Origin of the sequence: Methylobacterium ajmalii (assembly GCF_016613415.1) — a bacterium.
GTDB classification, from domain to species: Bacteria; Pseudomonadota; Alphaproteobacteria; order Rhizobiales; family Beijerinckiaceae; genus Methylobacterium; species Methylobacterium ajmalii.
This window is the reverse complement of record NZ_JACWCT010000029.1, coordinates 1-21,706: the sequence shown is the minus strand read 5'-3', so window position 1 is coordinate 21,706 and position 21,706 is coordinate 1. Positions and strand designations below refer to the sequence as shown.

Genomic DNA, 21,706 nt, shown 5'->3' with positions numbered 1-21,706 from the left:
CAAGCAGGCGACGGAGGACTCGGCGGGAGGCGTCGCCGGGATGCGGATCTCTTCGGGAGGCCGGCCGCCGGGATGGCCCGGCGGCCGGCCTCGTCGCTCAGCCCGCCCGCGCGGCCGCCGCCACCGCGGTCACCGCCGTCATGTTGACGATGCCGCGAACCGTGGTGGTGTGGGTGAGGATGTGCACCGGGGCGGTCGCACCCAGCAGGATCGGCCCGACGCTGATGCCCTGGCCCGCCACCACCTTGAGGGCGTTGAGGGTGATGTTGGCGGCGTCGAGGTTCGGCATCACCAGGAGGTTGGCTTCCCCGGTGAGGCGCGATTCCGGAAACACCCGCTCCATCAGCGGCCGGCTCAGCGCCGCGTCGGCCTGCATCTCGCCCTCGACCTCGAGGTCGGGCTCGCGCTCGGTGATCAGCCGCAGCGCCTCGCGCATCTTGGAGGCGGAGGGGTTGCGGGCGGTGCCGAAGCTCGAATGCGAGACGAGCGCGACCCGCGGGGTCTGGCCGAAGCGGCGCATCTCGGCCGCCGCGAGCAGGGTCATGTCGGCGATCTCGTCCGAGGCCGGATCGAGGTGGATGTAGGGGTCGCAGATGAACAGCGTGTGGCGCGGCAGCTGCAGCAGGCTCATCGCGGCGAGCGCCCGCACCTTGGGCGCCATGCCGATCACCTCGCGCACGTGGCGCAGGTGGCTGTGGTAGGAGCCGGTGCCGCCGCAGAGCAGCCCCTGGACCTTGCCGAGATGGAGCAGCATCGCCCCGATGACGGTCGGGTTGCGCCGCGTCTCGGCGAGCGCCACCCCGCGCGAGAGCCCATGGCGCTTGCGCAGGGCGTAGTAGCCCTCGGTGGCCTCGGCCTGAAAAATCTCGTCGTCGAGGTCCTGCACGTCGACGTCGCGGCCGACCTCGATGCGAAGCCCCAGCGCCTTCATCTTGTCGGCGATGATCTCGCGGCGGCCGACCAGGACCGGGCGGGCGATCCCCTCGTCGACCACCACCTGGGCGGCGCGCAGCACCCGGTCGTCCTCGCCCTCGGCATAGGCGATACGGGTGCGCCCGGCCTCGGTCGCCGCCGCGAAGACCGGCTGCATCACCGTGCCGGAGGTGTAGACGCGGCTCTCCAGCGAGCGGCGATAGGCCTCGACGTCGAGCATCGGCTTCGTGGCGACGCCGCTCTCGGTGGCGGCGAGCGCCACGGCGGGCGCGACCTTGGTGATCAGCCGCGGGTCGAACGGGCGCGGGATCAGGTAGTCGGGCCCGAAGGCGATGTCCTGGGTGCCGTAGGCCGCCGTCACCACGTCGGACTGCTCGGCCCGCGCCAACTCGGCGATCGCCCGCACGGCGGCGAGCTTCATCTCCTCGTTGATCGTGGTCGCGCCGACGTCGAGCGCGCCGCGGAAGATGAACGGGAAGCACAGGACGTTGTTGACCTGGTTCGGGTAGTCCGACCGGCCGGTGGCGATGATCGCGTCGGGGCGCACGGCCTTCGCGGCTTCCGGCCGGATCTCCGGCTCGGGGTTGGCGAGCGCCAGGATCAGGGGCTTGTCGGCCATGCCCTTGACCATCTCGGGCGTCAGCGCGCCGGCGGCCGAGAGGCCGAGGAAGATGTCGGCGCCCGGCACCGCGTCGGCGAGCGAGCGCGCCTCGGTGACCTGCGCGTACTGCGCCTTCTGGGCGTCGAGGTTGTTGCGGCCCTGGTAGATCACGCCGCGGCTGTCGGTGACCAGCACGTTCGCCTTGTCGAGGCCGAGGCTGACCAGCAGGTTGAGGCAGGCGATGGCCGCCGCGCCGGCGCCCGAACAGACGACGCGGACCTCGCCGATCTTCTTGCCCACCACCTCGAGGCCGTTGAGGATCGCGGCCGCCGCGATGATCGCGGTGCCGTGCTGGTCGTCGTGGAAGACCGGGATCTTCATCCGCTCACGCAGGCGGGTCTCGATCTCGAAGCACTCGGGCGCCTTGATGTCCTCGAGGTTGATGCCGCCGAAGGTCGGCTCCAGGCTCGCGATGATGTCGACCAGCTTGTCGGGATCGGTCTCGTCGATCTCGATGTCGAACACGTCGATGCCGGCGAACTTGCGAAACAGGCAGCCCTTGCCCTCCATCACCGGCTTGCCCGCGAGCGCGCCGATGTTGCCGAGCCCCAGCACCGCGGTGCCGTTCGAGATCACCGCCACGAGGTTGCCGCGGGAAGTGAGTTCCGCGGCCTGGGCCGGGTCCTTCTCGATGGCGAGGCAGGCGGCCGCGACGCCCGGCGAGTAGGCGAGCGCGAGATCGCGCTGCGTGCTCATGTCCTTGGTCGGCAGCACCGCGATCTTCCCCGGGGTCGGGAAGCGGTGGTAGTCGAGGGCGGCCTTCTCGAATTGCTCGTCCACGGGGTGTCCTCCTGGCTGTCGGGATGGCGGCGCGTGGGCCCGTGTCCCGGCCTGCACCCTGCGCGGGCACCGATCGGGACGGGAGCGCTCGAGTTCGGGGCCTGATCCCGCCGGCAGATGGCGGGCAGGCAAGCTTGCGATTGAGGAACGCAGGGGCAGGGAGGTGCAAGTCCCGGCCCTGCCGCCTGTCGCGCTGGCAGTTACGCTGATGCCTCGACAGTCGTTCGAAGACGAAGTCCGGGGCCTCTCCTCTCCCGTAGGGTCAGGATATCGAATAGGGCGGACGAGGCGTCGGAGGAAGCCGTCACCCCGGCGGGCCCGCCGCTTTTGGTGTGGACGGCGGCTTCGATCGGGTCGCGGCACAAGTGATCGAGAGCGATGCGCCGGATCAGGGCGAAGTTGCGCGCGGCCTTTTCGTTGCGCGCGAGGATTTCGTCTTCACGAAAGGCCCGGTCGAGCGGCCGATGCCGAACGCCCTCCATCGGCTCGTGTCATCGCGCGATCCGCGGGACTCCGGCTGGAGCGACGAGGCCGGGGCGCGTCACGCGGCGGGTCCGACGACGCGTCGTCGCGTCGGGTGCATTCGTGCTGCCGCGCAACCCATCGATGCGGGCGACGGCGCGTAGCGGCAACAGGCCCTGCCCGCACGGGGGAGGGCAGACGCGTCGTCCTCGTCTCCCCGCAGGCAGCCCTGTGCCCGCGGGGAGAGAGGAATGCCTGCCGCGAGACGCTTCAAGCAGAGCCCTTACGCCGGCACCTTCCCGTCCAGCTCGTCCTCGATATGCGCCCGCACGATCGCGTCGAAGTCGGGCTCGGCCTGGAAGCCCAGCTCCAGCGCCCGCCGGGCGTCGAAGGTGCGGGGCCAGCCGGCGACGATGCGCTCGATGGTGGGGTCGGGCTCGCGGCGGATGCGGGCGACCGCGGCGTCGCCGGCGGCCCGGCGCAGGGCCTCGATCTGCTCGGCCACCGTGGCGCCGACGCCCGGCATGGTCAGGTTGCGGCGGTCGCCGAGGCGCTTGGTGTCGATCGTCGCGGCGTGGATCAGGAAGCCGACCGCCGAGCGCGGCGAGGCGTGCCAATGGCGGACCTGGTCGGAGACCGGGAGCACCGCCTCCTGGCCGGCGAGCGGCTCGCGGATGATGCCCGAGAAGAAGCCCGAGGCCGCCTTGTTGGGCTTGCCGGGCCGCACGCAGATGGTCGGCAGCCGGATGCCGACGCCGTCGAAGATGCCCCGCCGCGAGTAGTCGGAGAGCAGCAACTCACCGATCGCCTTCTGGGTGCCGTAGCTGGTGAGCGGCGCCGTCAGGTACTCGTCGGGGATCGGCTCGGGCATCGGCGCGCCGAACACCGCCACCGACGAGGTGAAGACGAACCGGGGCTTGTAGCCCTCGCCGATCGCCCGCACGGCGTCGTAGAGGCGGCGGGTACCGTCGAGATTGATCCGGTAGCCCTTGTCGAAATCGGCCTCGGCCTCGCCCGACACGATGGCCGCGAGGTGGAAGATCACGTCCGGCCGGCCGGCGACGAGGCGCTCGGCCTCGCCGGGATCGGAGAAGTCGGAGGCCGAGAGCGAGACCGGGATCGCGGTGCCGGGCGGGGCTTCCGGCGGCACCACGTCGTGCAGGGTCAGGCGCGAGATGGTCTCGCCGCCCAAGCTGCCGTCCTTGACGAGCCGCGCCAGGAGCTTGCGGCCGACCATGCCGGCGGCACCGAGGATGAGAATATGCATCGAACCGTCTCCCTCAGAGCGTGAAGCCGCCGTCGGCGACGTGGGTCTGGCCGGTGGTGAAGCGCGACTCGTCGGAGGCGAGGTAGACGGCGAGCGCCCCCATCTCCTCGGTGGTGCCGAGCCGGCCCATCGGCTGGCGGTCGATGAAGGCCTGGCGGGCGGCCTCGACCGTGGTCTTGTTCATCTCCGCCAGCGCCGCGATGCGCTCGTCGAGGGACGGCGACTGGATCGTGCCGGGGCAGATCGCGTTCGCCCGCACGCCGCTGCGGATGAAGTCCCGCGCCACGGCCTTGGTGAGGCCGACCACCGCCGCCTTCGAGGCGCCGTAGACGTAGCGGTTGGGCGCCGTGGCATCGGCGCCGACCGCCGACGCGATGTTGACGATCGAGCCGTTGCCGCGCTCCAGCATGCCGGGCAGGAAGGCCCGGATGGTGCGGTGCATCGAGCGCACGTTGAGGTCGAAGGCCAGCTCCCACTCGGCGTCGGTGCAGTCGAGGATGGTGCCGTGATGGACGAAGCCCGCCGCGTTCACCAGCACGTCGACCCGCCCGGCCCGGCCCGCGAACTCCGCCACCGCGGCGTCCGAGCGCACGTCGAGGGAGGAGGGGAGGGCGCCCGCCAGCCCGTCGAGCTTGCCCGCGTCGAGGTCGGTCGCCAGCACCTCGGCGCCCTCGGCCAGGAACGCCGCCGCGATGGCGCGGCCGATTCCCTGTCCCGCCGCCGTCACGACCGCGCGTTTCCCCGTCAGCCGTCCCGCCATGTCTCATCCTCCCGTCGTGTCGTGCCCCGCTCGATCGGCGGGGCTTGGTCTGTCGCTCAGCCGAGGCGCTTGTGCATGTGCACCAGGCGCCGGTCGGGCAGGGTCTCGACCCGCGCCGTGGCGTAGCCCCGCCGGGCGTACCAGTCGATGTTCCGCGCGAGCCTGTCCCCGGTGTAGAGGCGCAGCTCTGTCAGGTCGAGGTCCAGCGCCCGGCTCTCGGCCGCCGCCAGCAGGGCATTGCCGAAGCCCGAGCCCTGATGCGCCGGATCGACCGCGACGCTCCAGACCATCAGGTGATTGGGCTGCGGATCGAGTACCAGGGCGCCGGCTGGGGCGCCTTCGTGGTCGGCGAGCCAGACCTCGTAGCGCGCGAGCACCTCGGCGGCGGGGGTGAGGAGCGGCACCGGCTCGACGCCGAGCAGCGGACGGTTCGGTGCATAGGCGGCCTCCTGCAGGGCCGCGAGGGCGCCTTCGTCGGCGGTGGTCGCCCGGCGCAAGCCGTGCCCCGGGATCGTCGCCCGGTTGAGCGCGCCGAGGCGCAGGGACTGGCCGCCCTCGAGGTTTTCGGGCGAGAGCCAGCGGTCGAAGCCCTGGCGGATCTGCGGCCACTCGCCGTCGAGCATCGAGAACCACGTCGTGTCGCGGTTGCGGCCCTTCACGATCACCGCCTGGCGAAACAGGCCCTCGTATGAGAAGCCGAGGCGCTGCGCGGCGCCGCGCGAGGGCGCGTTGAGGGCGTTGCACTTCCACTCGTAGCGGCGATAGCCGAGGTCGAAGACGTATCCGGCGAGGAGCCGCATCGCCTCGGTGGCGCCGGGGGTCCGCTGGAGCGCCGGGGTGTACAGGATGTGGCCGACCTCGATCACCCGGTTCGCCCGGTCGATCCGCATCAGGGCGGCGTGGCCGACGGCCTTGCCCGTCCGCGCGTCCAGGATGGCGTAGAACAGCGGATCGGCGGAGGCCGCGCAGCCCGCCAGGTAGGCCTGGAAGTCCGCGGGATCGGAGAACGGCCCGGCCGGCATGTACTGCCACAGGGCCTGCCGGTCGGCACCGACCGCGCCCTCCGCGAGATCGGGCCCATGGGCTTCCGGGTCGAGGGGCACGAGCGTGACATGGCGCCCGTCGAGGCGGATGCGCTCCGGCGCCGGGGCGGGGCCGGTCGCCGTGACGGGATGGCCGATCGGCAGGCCGGTGGCGGGATCGCGGTCGGGGGTCATGCGGGATCCCGGTCCTCGTCTCTGTCTTTCAGGTCCTGGCGGAAGAAGCCATTGATCTCCGAGAAGCTGACGGAGCCGTCGAAGCCGCCGAAGCTGCCTTCGTCGTGGATGCGCTTTGCGGCACGGATGAAGCCGGTCCAGGCCGCCCGCGCCAGCGATGAGCCGACGCTGATCCGGCGCACGCCGAGCGCTTCGAGGTCGGCGACCTTGAGGCCCGGATTGGTGCTCATCAGGATGTTGACCGGCACCGGCGCCAGGGCCTCGACGAGCGTCCGGATCTCCTCGCGGCGCTTCGGGCCCGGCGCGAAGACCACGTCGGCGCCGGCCTCGGCATAGGCCTGGAGCCGGCGGATCGCCTCCGGCAGCGGCTCGGCATGGCCGGTGAGGTAGCATTCGGCCCGGCCGGTCAGCATCACGTCGGCGCCCGCGGCGTCGATCGCCGCGCGGGCGGCGCGGATGCGCTCGGCGCCCTCGGCGATGTCGTAGAGCGGCCGGGCGGGATCGCCGGTGGCATCCTCGATCGACAGGCCGGCGACCCCGGTGGCGACGCAGGCCGCCACGTTGCGGGCGAGGCCCTCGGGGTCGTGCGCGTAGCCGGATTCGAAGTCGGCGTTCACCGGCAGGTCGGTGGCGGCGACGATCTCGGCGATGTGGGCCAGCATCGCGTCGACCGGCACCGCCCAGTCGGTGTCCGGGAGCGCCCGGGTGAAGGCGAAGCCCGAGCTGGTGGTGGCGAGCGCCGGAAATCCCATCGCCCCGAGGTAGCGGGTGGTGCCGATGTCCCACGGGTTCGGCATCACGAAGCAGCCGGAGGCGTGGAGCCGCCGGAAGGCGGCGCGGCGTGCGGCGAGATCGGTCATCGGGGCTCCCCTCCGGGTTCCGGATTCTTCCTCACACGCCGCGAGCGCGGCTGTAAATCGCCCGGGCGGGCGAATTCTTTCCTGCCGGCATGTCGGGCCGGACCACGATCCGAGCCGGCCGGACAAGGCACGGAAAAACTCCCTCTCCCCGCCCGCGGGGAGAGGGGGAGATGCGCACCCGCCGGCGGGATCCGGGAACCGGACGCCTTAGTGGTTGTCGCGCGGCACGCCGTGGGTCTGCGCGATGCGCTGGAAAGCCTCCGAGCCCTTGAGGATCATGCCCTCGGAGAGCTGGTCGACCATCGCGCGCTGGATCGCCTGCCAGGGGGTCTGGCTCGCCGGGTAGGCGTAGCCGCCCCGGGCCGCGAGGTCCTCGCGGCGGCGCGCGATCTCCTCCTCGGGGAGCAGGATGTCGGCGGTGCGCTTGTTGAGGTCGATCCGGACCCGGTCGCCGTTCTGGAGCAGGGCGAGGCCGCCGCCGGCCGCGGCTTCCGGCGAGGCGTTGAGGATCGAGGGCGTGCCCGAGGTGCCGGACTGGCGCCCGTCGCCGATGCAGGGCAGCGACAGCACGCCCTTGCGGATCAGCTCGCCCGGGGGCTGCATGTTCACGACCTCGGCCGCGCCCGGATAGCCGATCGGCCCGGCGCCGCGCATGATCAGCACCGTGTGCTCGTCGATCTCCAGCGCCGGGTCGTCGATGCGGTGGTGGTAGTCCTCCGGCCCGTCGAACACCACGACCCGGCCCTCGAAGGCGTAGGGATCCTCGGGGTTGGCGAGGTAGCGGTCGTAGAACTCGCGGCTGATCACGCTGGTCTTCATGATCGCGGAATCGAACAGCGAGCCCTTGAGGTTGAGGAAGCCGGCGCGCTCGCGCATCGGCTCGCCGTAGGGCTTGATGACGTCGCGGTCCCAGGTGTGGGCGCCCTGGCAGTTCTCCGCCACGGTGCGGCCGTTGCAGGTCAGCGCCTCGCCGTGGAGCTTGCCGGCCTCGAGCAGCTCCGACATCACCGCCGGCAGGCCGCCGGCGCGATAATATTCCTCGCCGAGATACTGGCCGGCGGGCTGCATGTTGACGAGGAGCGGGATGTCGTAGCCGACGCGCTCCCAGTCGTCGCAGGAGAGCGGCACGCCGATCAGCTTGGCGATCGCGTTGATGTGGATCGGCGCGTTGGTCGAGCCGCCGATGGCGGTGTTGGCGACGATCGCGTTCTCGAACGCCTCGCGGGTCAGGATGTCGGAGGGCTTCAGATCCTCCCACACCATGTCGACGATGCGCTGGCCGGTGGCGTAGGCGGCCTGGCCCCGCTCGCGGTAGGGCGCGGGGATCGCCGCCGAGCCCGGCAGCGCCATGCCGAGCGCCTCGGCCAGCGCGTTCATGGTCGAGGCGGTGCCCATCGTGTTGCAATGCCCGGTCGAGGGCGCCGAGGAGGCCACGATGTCGAGGAACTGCTGGTAGTCGATGTCGCCCGCGGCGTGGCGCTCGCGGGCCTTCCACACCACGGTGCCGGAGCCCGTGCGCTCGCCGCGGCTCCAGCCGTTCAGCATCGGGCCGACATTGAGCGAGATCGTCGGGATGTTCACGGTGGCGGCCGCCATCAGGCAGGCCGGCATGGTCTTGTCGCAGCCGGTGAGCAGCACGACGCCGTCGAGGGGATAGCCGTACAGCACCTCGACCAGCGACAGGTAGGCGAGGTTGCGGTCGAGGGACGCCGTCGGCCGCTTGCCGGTCTCCTGGATCGGATGGCACGGGAACTCGAACGCCACGCCGCCGGCCGCCGTGATGCCCTCGCGCACGCGCTTGGCGAGCTCGAGGTGGTGGCGGTTGCACGGCGACAGGTCGGAGCCGGTCTGGGCGATGCCGATCAGCGGCTTGCCGCCGCGCAGCTCGCCGACGGTCAGGCCGAAATTGAGGTAGCGCTCGAGGTAGAGCGCGGTCATGCCCGGGTTGTCCGGGTTGTCGAACCAGAGGCGCGAACGCAGGCGGCTGGCGTCGATGCGGGGGCGCGGCGTCTGGGCCATGGCGGGGTCGTCCTTCCCGAATCCGTTCTTGTCGAGAACCGTTCTCGGGAAGCTATGGACCCGGCCGGTGCAGGAAGGCAACACCGTCGCGTGCATGCCGGGACCCCCGCTTCCTGCGACCCCGACGAGCCTAAAGTTTGTCGCGCGGCCGCTGTCGCAACGCCGTCGAGCGGTGCTATGAGGCCGGCTGAACCATACCGCTCGATCGTTCGGGGGAGCCGCCCAATGAGCCAAGAGAAGACGTCCAACCCGCTGGTGCCGATCGCCATCGTGGTGTCGATCCCGGTCCTCGTCTGCCTGATCATCATGTTGACCGACCAGGGCATCGAGCGCTCGCTGCTCTGGGCCGCGATCAAGACCGGCATCATCCTGATCGTGCTCGGCGGCGCGCTGTCGTTCGGCGTCAGCCGGCTCTCCGAGCGCAACGGCTCGCGCTAAGCGGATTTCGCCGAAGCGGTTACCGGTTCGGCGCCGAAAATCCGCGACGGACCAAGAACCTGAGCAGACTTGTGTTGGCCTGCCAGCGCAAGTCTGCTTAGAGTGCTTCGCGATTGCAATGCAATCGCGAACCTCTCTAAGCCTTTGTTTTGTCGCATTTTCTGCAACGAACCGGTTTCCACTTCGTCGGAAAATGCTCTGGAGCCCGGACGACCCGTTCCGACGGCACGGGAAGGCCGCGGGACCCTGACGCCGCGGCGGCGGGGCCCGATCCCGCCGCCGCGGCGTCCTTCGAGGAAACGAGAGAAGCCCATGCCCGTCGTCGTCCCCGCCTTCTCGCGCATCGGGGAGGAGAACGCCTTCGCGGTCCTCGCCCGCGCCACGGCTCTCGCCCAGGCCGGCCGCGACGTGATCAATCTCGGCATCGGCCAGCCGGACATGCCGACCCCGCCCCACGTCGTCGAGGCGGCGGTGAAGGCGCTGCAGGACGGGCACCACGGCTACACCCCGGCGACCGGCATCCTGCCCTTGCGCGAGGCGGTGTCGCGCGACCTCGACCGGCGCTTGGGCGTCCAGGTCTCGCCCGACAGCGTGATGATCGTGCCGGGCGGCAAGGTCACCATGTTCATGGCGATCCTGATGTTCGGCGAGCCGGGGGCCGAGATCCTGTACCCGGATCCGGGCTTCCCGATCTACCGCTCGATGATCGAGTTCACCGGCGCGACGCCGGTGCCGGTGCCGATCCGCGAGGCGAACGGCTTCGCCTTCTCGGCCGAGGAGACGCTGGGGCTGATCACCCCACGCACCCGGCTGCTGATCCTCAATTCCCCCGCCAACCCGACCGGCGGCGTGACCCCGAAGGCCGAGATCGACACGCTCGTCGCCGGTCTCGCGGCGCACCCGGACGTCGCGATCATGTCGGACGAGATCTACGGCACGATGACCTACGACGGCGAGCGCCACCACACGCTGCTCGCCTATCCGGAGATTCGCGACCGCCTGATCTATCTCGACGGCGCCTCGAAGACCTACGCGATGACCGGCTGGCGCCTCGGCTGGTCGGTGTGGCCGGCGCCGCTCTACGACGCCGCCCGCAAGCTCGCGGTGAACTCGTTCTCCTGCGTCAACGCCGCGACCCAATGGGCCGGCATCGCGGCCCTCGACGGACCGCAGGACTGCGTCGCCGCGATGATGGCCGAGTTCGACCGCCGCCGCCTCCTGGTGGTCGAGGGGCTGAACCGCCTGCCGGGCGTCTCCTGCATCACCCCGAAGGGCGCCTTCTACGCCTTCCCGAACATCGGGCAGACCGGCTGGAAGGCCAAGGCGCTCGCCTCGGCGCTCCTGGAGGAGGCCGGCGTCGCGACGATCGGCGGGCCAGATTTCGGCGTCCACGGCGAGGGCTACCTGCGCCTGTCCTACGCCAACTCGGCGGAGAACATCTCTCGCGCACTGGAGCGGATCGGGGCGTTCCTGGAGCAGAACCGGCGCTGAGAGCCCGATCGACAGGAGCGACGACGGTTCGAGATCGGGCGAAGCCGACCTGCTGGCGCCCGAAGGATTTCCGCCTGCTTCGTTCCGGGACGAATAAAGCCGGGATCCCCTCTCCCGCACGGGAGAGGGGAGATGCGCCTTGTCTTTTTTCCGATGAATCAAGCGGAAATCGGAACAGTCGATCGCGAGCGTCTCGGGGCGAGGCTGCAAGTCCGGCGAATACCGGCAGAAACGCGCATGGCTCGCGCAGGACGCAGCGACCGTCATCGCAGCAGCAACGGCACGAAAACGATAGCGGCTGAGAATGATGGCTGCCGATGAGGCCGTCGTCACCCCGAAGGATGGAATGGCGCTCCCAAGGGGACTCGAACCCCTGTTTTCGCCGTGAGAGGGCGACGTCCTAGACCGCTAGACGATGGGAGCTGACCGGCCGGACCACGAACGACAGGTCTTCGCGAGGAAAACCGGAACTTCGTCCGTCGTCAGGAAACCCGTGGCGCTCCCAAGGGGACTCGAACCCCTGTTTTCGCCGTGAGAGGGCGACGTCCTGGACCGCTAGACGATGGGAGCTTGCCGGCGGGATGGCGGCGGTATAGCGACGGGCCTGGACGGGCACAAGCCCGAAATCGTATCCCGGCGGCGTTTCCGGAGACGCGACGGGAGAGATGGGTTTGAGCGACGGCGAAGTGCGGGAGGACGTGATCCCGCCGGGGGAGGGGAGCGAGCGCCTGGACCGGGCCCTGGCGCGGTTGTGGCCGGACCTGTCGCGCAGCCGCCTGCAGGCGCTGATCCGCGAGGGCCAGGTGACCCTGGACGCGGCCCCTGCGGGCGACCCCTCCGCCAAGGTCGTGGGCGGCCAGCGTGTCGCCGTGACGGTGCCGGCGCCGCGACCGGCCGAGCCGGAGCCGGAGGCCCGCGACCTCGCGGTGGCGTACGAGGACGACGACCTGATCGTCATCGACAAGCCGGCCGGCCTCGTGGTGCATCCGGGGGCGGGCAACGACAGCGGCACCCTGGTCAACGCGCTGCTGGCCCATTGTGGCGCCAGCCTGTCGGGCATCGGCGGCGTCGCGCGGCCGGGCATCGTCCACCGCCTCGACAAGGACACGACCGGCCTGATGGTCGTGGCCAAGACCGACCTCGCCCACCAGGACCTCTCGGCGCAGTTCGCCGATCACGGCCGCACCGGCCCGCTGGAGCGGGCCTACCTGGCGCTGGTCTGGGGCGTGCCCGACCCCGCCAACGGCACGATCGACGCGGCGCTCGCCCGCTCGGAGCGCAACCGGGAAAAAATCGCGGTGGTGCGCGAGGGCCGCGGGCGCCACGCGATCACCCATTACCGCACCGAGGACGTGCTCGGCGCGCGCGAGGCGGTCGGCCTGGTGCGCTGCCGGCTCGAGACCGGGCGCACCCACCAGATCCGCGTTCACCTCGCCCATCGCGGCCATCCGCTGCTCGGCGACGCGGTCTACGGCGCGGCCTTCCTCACCAAGGCCAACCGCCTGGAGCCGGAGGCCCGCCAGGCCCTCGCCGATCTCGGGCGCCAGGCGCTGCACGCCGCGCTCCTCGGCTTCCGCCATCCCCGCAGCGGCGAGACGCTGCGGTTCGAGAGCCCGCCGCCGGCCGACATGGCCCGGCTCATCGCCGCGCTGACCCCGTAGGACCGCCGCGTAGGACAGGCTCTGCGCCCGGCGGCGGGGACGAAAGCCCCCGCCCGGACGTTCTCTAGTCGGGGAGGTCCGGCAGGGACGGCGCCGGCCTCGTCCGGAGCGTGCGGGACCGCACGCGGCGAACCGCCACGGCCGCACCAAACGGCCCCTCGCGCGTTAGTGGCGACACCCGTCGCTACCCGGCTGTGCCGTGCTCTGCTAAGAAGGCGGATCGAACGGCCGGCCAACGGGAGGCCGTTCGCGCTCGCCTGACCGAGGGGAGCTTTGAGGAGGTTGGAATGGCTGCTGCACTTCCCGTGCTCGCCAATGAAGGGGGCCTGTCGCGCTACCTGGACGAGATCCGCCGGTTCCCGATGCTGGAGCCGACGGAGGAGTACATGCTCGCCAAGAGCTGGCGCGAACACGGCGACCGCGACGCCGCCCACAAGCTCGTGACCTCCCACCTGCGGCTCGTGGCCAAGATCGCCATGGGCTATCGCGGCTACGGCCTGCCGATCGGCGAGGTGGTGTCCGAGGGCAATGTCGGCCTGATGCAGGCCGTCAAGCGCTTCGACCCCGACAAGGGGTTCCGCCTCGCCACCTACGCGATGTGGTGGATCAAGGCGGCGATTCAAGAATACATCCTGCGCTCGTGGTCGCTCGTGAAGATGGGCACGACCGCGAACCAGAAGAAGCTGTTCTTCAACCTGCGCAAGGCCAAGGGCCGGATCTCCGCCCTCGACGAGGGCGACCTGCGCCCCGATCAGGTCAAGCAGATCGCCACCCGCCTCGGCGTGCCCGAGCAGGACGTGATCGACATGAACCGTCGCCTCGGCGGCGACGCGTCGCTCAACTCCCCCTTGCGCGAGGAGGGCGAGGGCGAGTGGCAGGACTGGCTCGTCGACGACAGCCCGACCCAGGAGACGGTGCTCGCCCGCGAGCAGGAGGGGCAGAACCGCCTCGCCGCCCTCAAGGACGCGCTGGGCGTGCTCAACCCGCGCGAGCGCCGGATCTTCGAGGCCCGGCGGCTGGCCGACGACCCGATCACGCTCGAGGACCTCTCGAGCGAGTTCGGCGTCTCCCGCGAGCGGGTGCGGCAGATCGAGGTGCGGGCCTTCGAGAAGGTGCAGGACGCGGTCAAGCGCAACCTCGCCTCCCGCGAGGCGCCGCGGGCGGGGGTGCCGGCTTAAGGGCCGGCACCGGCCATCGGAACCGGCCCGGCCCGCATGGGCCGGCACCGGTCGGCGAGATCGGCCTCGATCTGCAGGATCGGCCCCGATCTGCGAGATCGGCCTCATCCCATCGGCACGAAGGCCGAGAGGCCGATCAGCACCAGCGGCATCGCCACCAGCGCCAGCACGGTCTGCACCGCCGTGATCCCGGCCATCAGCGGCGCGTCGCCGCCGAGCTGGCGGGCCAGGATGTAGGCCGAGGACGCTGTCGGCAGCACCTGGAACAGCACGGCCGTGGTCAGAGCCGGCCCGTGCAGCCCGAGGCCGAACGCCATCAGCACGGTCGCGGCCGGCATCGCCAAAAACTTCATCGCCGAGGCCGAGGCCACCGGCCCGACCCAGCTCCGCGCCCCCGAGAAGTCGAGGGCGGCGCCGACGCAGAGGAGGCCGATCGGCAGCGAGGCGGCGCCGAGGCTGCGCAGAGCCGGCTCCAGCCCCGGCGGCAGGCCTCCGCCGAGGAGCTGGACTGCCATGCCGGCGAGCGACGACACGATCAGCGGGTTCGTCGCCAACTGCCGGGCGACGGCGCGCGGCGTCAGCCGCGCCGCGCCGTGGCGGGCGAAGACCAGCACGCACAGGACGTTGACGGTGGGCACGATCGCCGCGTTGCAGATCGCCGCGAGCGCGATGCCCTTCGGCCCGAACAGCCCGGCGGCGAGCGTCAGCCCGACGTAGTTGTTGAAGCGCACGCTGCCCTGGAACACCGAGGTGAAGGCCGGCCCGTCGACCCGGAGGAACGGCCGCAGGGCGACGACGAGGCCCGCGACGACGAGCGTCGAGAGGATCAGCGTAAGAGCCAGCGCGCCCACCGGCACCGCCTCGACCCGGGCGGTGGCGAGGCTGTGGAAGAACAGGCTCGGCAGCAGCACGAAGTAGCCCAGCCGCTCGGCTTGCGGCCAGAACGCGTCGGCGAGGAAGCGGCGGCGGCGCAGGGCGAAGCCGAGGGCGGTGAGGAGCACGACCGGCAGGAGGGCCAGCAGGACGGCGCCGGTCATGAGGGGATCGTCAATGCAGGGGTGCCTTCGGCGGGAGGGTCGGCCGGTCGTCCGGCGTCACCGCAGGCTTAGCCCGGACGAGCGCTGTCTCCCATGCGGGCCTAGAGCGGGCGGCCATGCGCTCCCGGCGGGCGATCCGCCGCGGGCGCCGCGCGAATCGCCGCCGGACGCGGTCGAGCCCGCCTGCACAGGCCGGTCATGCCGCCGGGCGACCGACCTAGGTCGAACGACCGTCGTGTAATTCGATTGAGCATAAATTGTTCATCCGAGTTTTGTTCCCGCGTGGCCGACGATCTTGCGGCTTCGTGGTATCGAGCGAGATCGATTGTGCTGCCGATTACCCATCATTAGCAATTTTTTAGATGATGAAAATTATGCGGTTCGGATCCCACGGAGCGGTATCATGGCCGGCCTGCACAACATCAAGATCCTGCACAAGCTCGTCGGCGTGATCGCGCTGATCGGCGCCATCGTCGGCGGCTGCATCTGGTACGCGCAGGCGCGCATGACTGACATCGACGACGCCTACAGCCTGTTCCTCGTGCGGGAGGCCCGCGCCGTCGCCACCGCACGGCGCCTCAACCGCGTCGTCTTCGAGCTCAACTACAACGTCTACCGCATCATCGCCGAGACCGACGCGCAGGAGATGCGGCAGGCCGATGCGGCCTTCGAGGCCGCCCTGCCCGAGGTCGACCAGATGCTCGGCGACCTGCGCCGGGAAGCCCCGACCTTCACGACCCGGACCGACGAGCAGGCCGCGCGCATCGCCCGCTTCGTCGAAGCCGTGGCGGAGGTGCGCCGCCTCGGCCTCGCCAAGCGGAACGCCGAGGCCCTCGCCCTCGTGCACCGGGAGGTCGACCCGACCTTCAGGGCGATGGTCGCGGGCGCCTCCAAGCTGTCCGAGGACATCCGGGTCTACATGGAGAAGAGCTCGGACGAACTGACCGACCAGACCAACGCCACCCGCCGCAGCCTGATGGCCTTCAGCGCCGCGGGCCTGTTCGTCGGGCTCCTGGCGGCGCTTCTCGTCAGCCTGTTCGGCATCACCCGTCCGCTCGGGCGGCTCGTCGCGGTGCTGCAGCGCATGGCCGGCGGCGACGCCGAGGCCGAGATCGCGGAGGCGGCGCGCGGCGACGAGATCGGCGCCGTCGGCCGTGCCGTCCAGGACATCAAGGCGATGGTGGCCCGCAAGGCGGCCGAGCAGGCCGAGATCGAGCGGATCGCCGAGGAGGCGGCCGCCCGCGAGCGCAAGCGCACGATGGTCGAGCTCGCCGACGGGTTCGAGCGGGCGGTAGGCGGCATCGTCGGCGTCGTTTCCTCCTCCGCCACCGAGCTGCAGGCGACCGCCCAGCAGATGACCTCGACCGCCGCCGAGACCGCGTCCCAGTCGACCACGGTCGCGGCCGCCGCCGAGGAGGCCGCCGCCAACGTCAACACCGTGGCGGCCGCGGCGGAGGAACTCGGCGCCGCCGTGCAGGAGATCGGCCGCCAGGTCGCCGGCTCGGCCGATCTCGCCCGGTCCGCCGTGACCGAGGCCGACCGGACCTCGCAGCTGGTACAGGAGCTCAGCCGGGCCGCCGAGCAGATCGGCGCCATGGTGGGCATGATCTCCGGCATCGCCGGCCAGACCAACCTTCTGGCGCTCAACGCCACGATCGAGGCGGCCCGGGCCGGCGAGGCGGGCCGCGGCTTCGCGGTGGTCGCCGCCGAGGTCAAGGAGCTCGCCAGCCAGACCGCCAAGGCGACCGAGGAGATCGGCCAGCGCATCGGCCAGGTGCAGGGCGTGACCGCCCAGGCCGTCGGCGCCATCGGCGGCATCGCCGGGCGGATCGAGGAGATCTCGGGCGTCGCAGCCTCGATCGCCGCGGCGGTGGAGCAGCAGGGCGCCGCGACCCAGGAGATCGTCCGCAACGTCAGCCAGGCCGCGAGCGGCACGAGCGAGGTGACCGGCAACATCGCGGGCGTCGCCCGCGCCTCCGAGGATACCGGCGCGGCGGCCACCCAGGTTCTCGCCTCGGCCTCCGAGCTGTCGCGTCAGTCCGAACAGCTCTCGGCGGAGGTGCACCGCTTCCTCGACACCGTGCGGGCGGCGTAGGCTCTCCGCGTCGTCGCGGCGATCACGCGATGAAGGGCAGGCCGGTCGGGCCAGCCCTTCATCGCGTGACGGCGCGCATATGCGCGACGCGTTCCGCGGCCGGGAGCATCCGCGTCTCGATGGCGACCTGCTGGATCAGGAGCTGTCCGGCGTCGACGAACGTCCCGATATAGACGGTGACCGGATGGCCGCCCGCGCCGGTGCAGACGATCCGGATGCGACCCGTCTTGCCGTCCTTGGCTTCGCATTCCGCGCCGCCGGCCGTGATGCGCCGGAAGAAGGCCGGGGTTTCGCCGACGCCCACCGTCTCGCCGGCGCCGTCGGTCGCCGCGACCTGCAGCGGCCGTCCGGCCTCCATCAGGAGGTCGTGCCGGCTCCACTCGACGGCCTGCGCCGCGACAGGCTGGAGCATGAGGGCGAGGCCGCCCAGTGCGTGTCGGAACGTCATGCTCGGTCCTTCGCAGGGGGCGCCATCGGGCACGCGCCCGGCGGCGGAAGGCAGTCCCGCCGTGCCGGCTCTCCCGTTGCCGCGACCCTGCCGGGCGAGGCCGCGTCCGGCAAATCAAAAGTGCAGCCTTGTTCTTTATTATAATGTTATATCTTTATAATAATCTTATTATGATAAGATTGTCGTACCTACGCCCTCTCAATTTGTTGCAAGAAAGAAAATCACGGTGATATCCTTCGTCTAAGGCGCCTGCAGCAGCGCCATCCGACGGCGAAACATCAGGCCGGCGAGACGACAGGGAGGACATGATCGTGCGAAGCCCGCATAAGCCGGGCGTGATCGCGCGTGCAACGCACACAATTCCTGACATCATCTTGCTGCGCCGCGGTGTCCGCACCGGAACGACCGCGTGCGTACTGGCCCGTGCCGCCTCGGGAGGCCGTTCCCTCCCGCGAGGGCCGCGCGGCCGAGACCCTGCACCAGACAGGTCCTTTGCGGAGAGAGTGCTCATGACCGACGAGACGACGCAGGAGCCGTACGCGTGCGGATGTGCCGGGGCGCCGTTGCCGCGCCGCAGCCTCCTCACGGCGGGGCTCGCGCTGCTTCTCGCTCCCGCCGACGCCTTTGCCGCCGGAGAGCCGGGCAACGCTGCCAACGCATCGACCGTCAAGGCGCCGAATCCCAAGGCGATCCGCCCGCAACCCGGCGATACCTTCGCGTATCTCAGCGGCGAGGCCAAGGACCAGAAGGTCATGGCGGCCGACCTCAAGGTCGGCGATCCGCCGCGCCTCGTCTATCCGGTCGATCCGGCGACGGGGACGATTCGCAGCGGCTCGCGGGTCAACCAGATCCTGCTGATCCGCACCGATCCCGCCGCCCTGACCGCGGCCACGGCGCCGCGCTCGGCGGACGGCCTCGTCGCCTATTCGGCGATCTGCACCCACAACGGCTGTCCGATCACGCTCCTCAACGAGGACGGCCGGTCGGTGGTCTGCACCTGCCACGGCTCGCGCTTCGATCTCGCCGACAACGGCACCGTGCTGACCGGCCCGGCCACCCGCCGCCTCGCCGGGCTGCCGATCGCCGTGACCGACGGGGCGGTCACGGTCGCAGGCGCGTTCGTCGGCGCCCTCGGCGCGGCCCCGTCGCAGCAATAACCGGTCGCGAGAACCGGAAAAGACGCTTTCGCCACACGACGCTTCTGGGAGGTCAACGCCATGATCAAGACCCTGTCCGCGGCCCTGCTCGGCTCCGTCCTCGTGCCCGCCCTCGCCGCGGCGGCGCCGCTGAAGACCTACTCGACCGTCACCCAGGAACGGCTCTCCAACCCGGAGCCCGAGAACTGGCTGATGGCCAAGGGCAACTATGCCGGCTGGAGCTATACGCCGCTCGATCAGGTCAATGCCGGCAACGTCAAGTCGCTGAGGCCGGTCTGGAGCTACTCCACCGGCGTGACCTCCGGCCACGAGGCGCCGCCGATCGTCAACAACGGCGTCATGTATGTCGCCACGCCCTACAACCAGGTCATCGCCATGGACGCGAAGACCGGCGAGTCGGTCTGGCGCTACAAGCGCGACTTCCCCGAGGGCTTCAGCGCCTTCCACTACACCAATCGCGGCGTCGCCCTGTGGGGCGACAAGGTCTACGTCGCCGGCCTCGATTGCCGGCTCGTCGCCCTCGACGCGAAGACCGGCAAGGTGGCGTGGGAGGCCGAGGTCTGCGACTGGACGCAAGGCGCCTACATCACCTCTGCCCCGGTCGCGGTGAACGGCAAGATCATGATCGGCCCGTCCGGGGGCGAGTTCGGCGTGCGCGGCTTCCTCAAGGCCTTCGACGCGGAGACCGGCAAGGAGGACTGGACCTTCTGGGCCGTGCCGGCTCCCGGCCAGCCGGGCTCCGAGACCTGGCCGAAGGAGGGCCGCTGGAAGGACGCCTGGAAGATCGGCGGCGGCACGATGTGGATGCCGGGCAACTACGACGCCAAGAACGGGGTGCTGTACTGGGGCGTCGGCAACGGCTCGCCCTGGCTCGGCGACCAGCGGCCCGGCGACAACCTCTACGTCGCCTCGGTCGTCGCGCTGAACCCGGCGGACGGCACGATCAAGAGCCACTTCCAGTACCACTGGAACGATTCCTGGGACTGGGCCGCGATGAACGCCCCGACCCTGATCGAGCTCGACCGCGATGGCAAGAAGGTGCCGGCGATGATCAGCGCCCAGCGCAACGGCTATCTCTACCGGCTCGGCCGCACCGATGGCGGCCAGATCAGCTTCCTCGACGCCCGGCCCTTCGTGAAGAACACGGTCTTTTCCAGCGTCGACCCGAAGACCGGCCGGCCGACCTACAACCAGGCCGGCGTGCCCGGCACCGGCCGGGCCGGCACCTATTGCCCGAGCGTGTGGGGCGGCAAGGACTGGCCCTACGAGTCCTTCAACCCGAAGACCGGGATGCTCTACGTCCCGTTCAACGACAATCACTGCATGACCTACGAGGGCAAGGTCCAGGAGCGGGTCCCCGGCCAGTGGTCGGCCGGCGTCGACATCACCGACATCAAGCTCCTGATCGATAAGGACGTGAAATATATCGGCGGCATCCAGGCCATCGACGTCAACACCAACAAGGAGGTCTGGCGCGACACCTACGCAAAGTCGTGGATGTGGGGCTCGATCCTGTCGACGGCCACCGACCTGATCTTCACCGGCGGCACCAGCGACCGGATGTTCCGGGCCTACGACGCCAAGTCCGGCAAGGAGCTGTGGAGCTTCAAGACCAACTCCGGGATCATCTCGCCGCCGATCAGCTACGCCATCGACGGCAAGCAGTACATCGCGGTCGTCTCGGGCTGGGGCGTCGATTCCGCCCTGGTCCAGGGCATCATGGCCGACGAGCACGGCTGGGAGAAGGACATCCCCCAGGGCGGGACGGTCTGGGTCTTCGCCGTCGACGACGAGAGGGCGCCGGAGAAGCGGGCCGAGGCCGGGTCGTCCACCCGGTAGTCCGGCGGGGCGTCCCCGAGACGAGAGACGCGCGGATCTGCCGCTCTCCCCGTGCGGCCTTGGGCCCGCGGGGAGAGCGGAGGCCGGCGCTCTTCCTTCGCCCGGGGCGGGCCCTCGGTCCCCCTAGAGCGCTTCACGATCGCGCTGCAATCGCGAAGCTCTCCAAGTCTTTGTTTTGTCGCATTTTCTGCGACGAACCGGTTCCCACGTCGTCGGGAAATGCTCTAGCGGGCCGCCCCGGCGTCAGGAATTGCAGGATAGCCCGCCGGGTTACCTTGGCGAAGCCGTCGATCATCGAGCGACCCGGGCCCGCGCGGGGGCGGAATCGAGGCCGACCCGGGACGGCTCCCGGAAACCCGGCGAAGGCACTGCCGCTCGGTGCCGTGGCCGCGGCGGCGGGCGCGCGATCAAGCGCGCCGGTGCCTCACGGCTGCCACTGCTCGAACGCCTCGCGCATCACCTTCTCGCCGGCATTGCCCTTCTCGAAGGTCAGGATCGCCCGGTTGCCGTTGGCGTAGCGGATCGGCAGGTCGATCCAGTTGCGCTTGAGCAGGAGGTCGGTGTTGCGCTCGATGTCGGCCTTCAGGTTCGACAGGCCGATCAGGAACAGGTTGTCGCGCACCGGCACCGGCAGGCCGGAGACCGGCGAGCCGCGGCCGGTCTCGTCGTCCTTGAACTGGATCAGCCCGACGTCGCGCACCGTGCGGTTGGCGTCGGTCGCCGTGAAGGTCAGCTCGATGATGTGCGAGGCCGGCAGGGTCGCGTCGGTGTTGCGGCGCAGGACCAGGGCGAGGTTCAGGCCCGCCTCCGGCACGTCGATCGTCGCCCGCACCACGGTCTGGAGCGGCTGCCCCTGGCCGGCATTGACGGCATCCAGGCGCCAGACCACCCGGGCCTGCGTCGCCTTCGGGGCCGAGCCCTGCGGGCCGTTCTCCTCGTAGAGCGTGCCGCGCTGCGCCACCGCGATGTCGGGCGTCGGCGCGGGCCGGGCGGTCCCGCCCTGCGGCGCGGCCGGCGGGGGAGCGGGCGCCTGGGCGGCCCGATCGCCCCCGACCCGGTCGGCGAACTTCGAATCCTGGTTCTCGGCCGGCCGGTTGGGGCCGTTCTCGGCAAAGCCCGTCGGCAGGGCGGCCGGGTTGTCGCGCAGGGACCAGGCGGTGACCGCGATGGCGCCGACCACCGCCGCCAGCACCGCCGCCACGATGCCGTTGCGCACCAGCCGCGAGCGGTCGCGCTTGGGCGCCACCACGTCGAGGCGCGGGCGCTGCGGGCCGGAGCCTGCCGCCTCGCCGGCCAAGTCCTCGGCCGCCGGCTCGGGCGTGCGCGGGCGGGACGGCGGCAGCTTCAGCTCGACCGGCGGGCCGGCCTCCGGCAGGGCGTCGGCGGTGTGGGGGGCGGGCGGC

General features: G+C 70.8%; 17 protein-coding genes and 2 tRNA genes. 8 read left to right on the top strand and 11 right to left on the bottom strand.

Going from position 1 to position 21,706, the window contains the following annotated elements:
* Nucleotides 1-97: 97 nt before the first annotated feature.
* The gene (locus HPY23_RS05715) at nucleotides 98-2,374 is read right to left on the bottom strand and encodes an NADP-dependent malic enzyme (RefSeq protein ID WP_091891209.1); all 2,277 of its coding nucleotides are present in this window, start codon (nucleotides 2,372-2,374) and stop codon (nucleotides 98-100) included.
* A 332-nt stretch (nucleotides 2,375-2,706) separates the two neighbouring features.
* Here HPY23_RS05715 and HPY23_RS05710 point away from each other — a divergent pair, with 332 nt between their 5' ends.
* A complete protein-coding gene (locus HPY23_RS05710) occupies nucleotides 2,707-3,000 on the top strand; it encodes a hypothetical protein (protein ID WP_091891206.1) in 294 nt (97 codons plus the stop codon).
* A gap of 119 nt (nucleotides 3,001-3,119) precedes the next feature.
* Here the strand turns inward: HPY23_RS05710 and denD are convergent, their stop codons facing one another.
* From denD to HPY23_RS05685, 5 genes are all read right to left on the bottom strand, one after another.
* Nucleotides 3,120-4,103 (bottom strand): D-erythronate dehydrogenase, encoded by a 984-nt coding sequence (denD, locus tag HPY23_RS05705; RefSeq protein ID WP_060849720.1) that lies wholly within the window; start codon nucleotides 4,101-4,103, stop codon nucleotides 3,120-3,122.
* A gap of 13 nt (nucleotides 4,104-4,116) precedes the next feature.
* Nucleotides 4,117-4,863: an SDR family oxidoreductase gene (locus HPY23_RS05700; protein WP_060849721.1), complete on the bottom strand. Its 747-nt coding sequence runs from the start codon at nucleotides 4,861-4,863 to the stop codon at nucleotides 4,117-4,119.
* Between the two features lie 56 nt (nucleotides 4,864-4,919).
* On the bottom strand, nucleotides 4,920-6,080 hold the full coding sequence (locus HPY23_RS05695; RefSeq protein WP_091891203.1) for a GNAT family N-acetyltransferase: 1,161 nt from the start codon (nucleotides 6,078-6,080) through the stop codon (nucleotides 4,920-4,922).
* Nucleotides 6,077-6,940, bottom strand: a complete 864-nt coding sequence (locus tag HPY23_RS05690; RefSeq protein WP_091891201.1) for an isocitrate lyase/PEP mutase family protein — start codon at nucleotides 6,938-6,940, stop codon at nucleotides 6,077-6,079. The genes HPY23_RS05695 and HPY23_RS05690 overlap by 4 nt, the downstream gene beginning before the upstream one ends.
* A 207-nt stretch (nucleotides 6,941-7,147) precedes the next feature.
* A complete protein-coding gene (locus HPY23_RS05685; RefSeq protein WP_060850806.1) occupies nucleotides 7,148-8,959 on the bottom strand; it encodes an IlvD/Edd family dehydratase in 1,812 nt (603 codons plus the stop codon).
* A 225-nt stretch (nucleotides 8,960-9,184) separates the two neighbouring features.
* Here HPY23_RS05685 and HPY23_RS05680 point away from each other — a divergent pair, with 225 nt between their 5' ends.
* Both HPY23_RS05680 and HPY23_RS05675 read left to right on the top strand, forming a co-directional pair.
* On the top strand, nucleotides 9,185-9,397 hold the full coding sequence (locus HPY23_RS05680) for a hypothetical protein (RefSeq protein ID WP_060849724.1): 213 nt from the start codon (nucleotides 9,185-9,187) through the stop codon (nucleotides 9,395-9,397).
* 312 nt (nucleotides 9,398-9,709) lie between these two features.
* A complete protein-coding gene (locus HPY23_RS05675; RefSeq protein ID WP_060849725.1) occupies nucleotides 9,710-10,888 on the top strand; it encodes a pyridoxal phosphate-dependent aminotransferase in 1,179 nt (392 codons plus the stop codon).
* Between the two features lie 347 nt (nucleotides 10,889-11,235).
* On the opposite strand, the gene HPY23_RS05670 is transcribed toward HPY23_RS05675, so the two are convergent.
* Together HPY23_RS05670 and HPY23_RS05665 are read right to left on the bottom strand one after the other, a co-directional pair.
* Nucleotides 11,236-11,311, bottom strand: a tRNA-Glu gene (locus HPY23_RS05670).
* A gap of 71 nt (nucleotides 11,312-11,382) precedes the next feature.
* Nucleotides 11,383-11,458 (bottom strand) — tRNA-Glu (locus HPY23_RS05665).
* A 95-nt stretch (nucleotides 11,459-11,553) separates the two neighbouring features.
* Between HPY23_RS05665 and HPY23_RS05660 the strand changes: the two genes are divergently transcribed.
* Together HPY23_RS05660 and rpoH are read left to right on the top strand one after the other, a co-directional pair.
* The gene (locus HPY23_RS05660) at nucleotides 11,554-12,549 is read left to right on the top strand and encodes an RluA family pseudouridine synthase (protein WP_091891198.1); all 996 of its coding nucleotides are present in this window, start codon (nucleotides 11,554-11,556) and stop codon (nucleotides 12,547-12,549) included.
* Nucleotides 12,550-12,836: 287 nt separating this feature from the next.
* Nucleotides 12,837-13,727, top strand: coding sequence for an RNA polymerase sigma factor RpoH (rpoH, locus tag HPY23_RS05655; RefSeq protein WP_060849727.1), 891 nt, complete (start codon nucleotides 12,837-12,839; stop codon nucleotides 13,725-13,727).
* Between the two features lie 104 nt (nucleotides 13,728-13,831).
* Here rpoH and HPY23_RS05650 read toward each other — a convergent pair whose 3' ends face one another.
* Complete coding sequence (locus tag HPY23_RS05650) at nucleotides 13,832-14,764, bottom strand: AEC family transporter (RefSeq protein WP_091891195.1); 933 nt, start codon at nucleotides 14,762-14,764, stop codon at nucleotides 13,832-13,834.
* A 403-nt stretch (nucleotides 14,765-15,167) separates the two neighbouring features.
* Between HPY23_RS05650 and HPY23_RS05645 the strand changes: the two genes are divergently transcribed.
* Complete coding sequence (locus tag HPY23_RS05645; protein ID WP_091891193.1) at nucleotides 15,168-16,859, top strand: methyl-accepting chemotaxis protein; 1,692 nt, start codon at nucleotides 15,168-15,170, stop codon at nucleotides 16,857-16,859.
* Between the two features lie 58 nt (nucleotides 16,860-16,917).
* Here HPY23_RS05645 and HPY23_RS05640 read toward each other — a convergent pair whose 3' ends face one another.
* Nucleotides 16,918-17,307 carry a hypothetical protein gene (locus tag HPY23_RS05640; RefSeq protein WP_091891190.1) on the bottom strand — a complete coding sequence of 130 codons (390 nt, stop codon included), beginning with the start codon at nucleotides 17,305-17,307 and terminating at the stop codon, nucleotides 16,918-16,920.
* 509 nt (nucleotides 17,308-17,816) lie between these two features.
* Between HPY23_RS05640 and HPY23_RS05635 the strand changes: the two genes are divergently transcribed.
* Both HPY23_RS05635 and HPY23_RS05630 read left to right on the top strand, forming a co-directional pair.
* Nucleotides 17,817-18,464, top strand: a complete 648-nt coding sequence (locus HPY23_RS05635; RefSeq protein ID WP_175540092.1) for a QcrA and Rieske domain-containing protein — start codon at nucleotides 17,817-17,819, stop codon at nucleotides 18,462-18,464.
* A 60-nt stretch (nucleotides 18,465-18,524) separates the two neighbouring features.
* Nucleotides 18,525-20,303 (top strand): PQQ-dependent dehydrogenase, methanol/ethanol family, encoded by a 1,779-nt coding sequence (locus HPY23_RS05630; RefSeq protein WP_091891184.1) that lies wholly within the window; start codon nucleotides 18,525-18,527, stop codon nucleotides 20,301-20,303.
* Nucleotides 20,304-20,727: 424 nt separating this feature from the next.
* Here HPY23_RS05630 and HPY23_RS05625 read toward each other — a convergent pair.
* Nucleotides 20,728-21,706: histidine kinase (locus HPY23_RS05625; protein ID WP_200649571.1), on the bottom strand; the 979-nt coding region annotated here is incomplete at its 5' end.

Coding starts and splice junctions, on each gene's coding strand:
- HPY23_RS05630 (WP_091891184.1), top strand. CDS start 18,525: ATGATCAAGACCCTGTCCGCGGCCCTGCTCGGCTCCGTCCTCGTGCCC.
- HPY23_RS05680 (WP_060849724.1), top strand. CDS start 9,185: ATGAGCCAAGAGAAGACGTCCAACCCGCTGGTGCCGATCGCCATCGTG.
- HPY23_RS05640 (WP_091891190.1), bottom strand. CDS start 17,307: ATGACGTTCCGACACGCACTGGGCGGCCTCGCCCTCATGCTCCAGCCT.
- denD (WP_060849720.1), bottom strand. CDS start 4,103: ATGCATATTCTCATCCTCGGTGCCGCCGGCATGGTCGGCCGCAAGCTC.
- HPY23_RS05695 (WP_091891203.1), bottom strand. CDS start 6,080: ATGACCCCCGACCGCGATCCCGCCACCGGCCTGCCGATCGGCCATCCC.
- rpoH (WP_060849727.1), top strand. CDS start 12,837: ATGGCTGCTGCACTTCCCGTGCTCGCCAATGAAGGGGGCCTGTCGCGC.
- HPY23_RS05635 (WP_175540092.1), top strand. CDS start 17,817: ATGACCGACGAGACGACGCAGGAGCCGTACGCGTGCGGATGTGCCGGG.
- HPY23_RS05690 (WP_091891201.1), bottom strand. CDS start 6,940: ATGACCGATCTCGCCGCACGCCGCGCCGCCTTCCGGCGGCTCCACGCC.
- HPY23_RS05645 (WP_091891193.1), top strand. CDS start 15,168: ATGGCCGGCCTGCACAACATCAAGATCCTGCACAAGCTCGTCGGCGTG.
- HPY23_RS05685 (WP_060850806.1), bottom strand. CDS start 8,959: ATGGCCCAGACGCCGCGCCCCCGCATCGACGCCAGCCGCCTGCGTTCG.
- HPY23_RS05675 (WP_060849725.1), top strand. CDS start 9,710: ATGCCCGTCGTCGTCCCCGCCTTCTCGCGCATCGGGGAGGAGAACGCC.
- HPY23_RS05650 (WP_091891195.1), bottom strand. CDS start 14,764: ATGACCGGCGCCGTCCTGCTGGCCCTCCTGCCGGTCGTGCTCCTCACC.
- HPY23_RS05700 (WP_060849721.1), bottom strand. CDS start 4,863: ATGGCGGGACGGCTGACGGGGAAACGCGCGGTCGTGACGGCGGCGGGA.
- HPY23_RS05660 (WP_091891198.1), top strand. CDS start 11,554: ATGGGTTTGAGCGACGGCGAAGTGCGGGAGGACGTGATCCCGCCGGGG.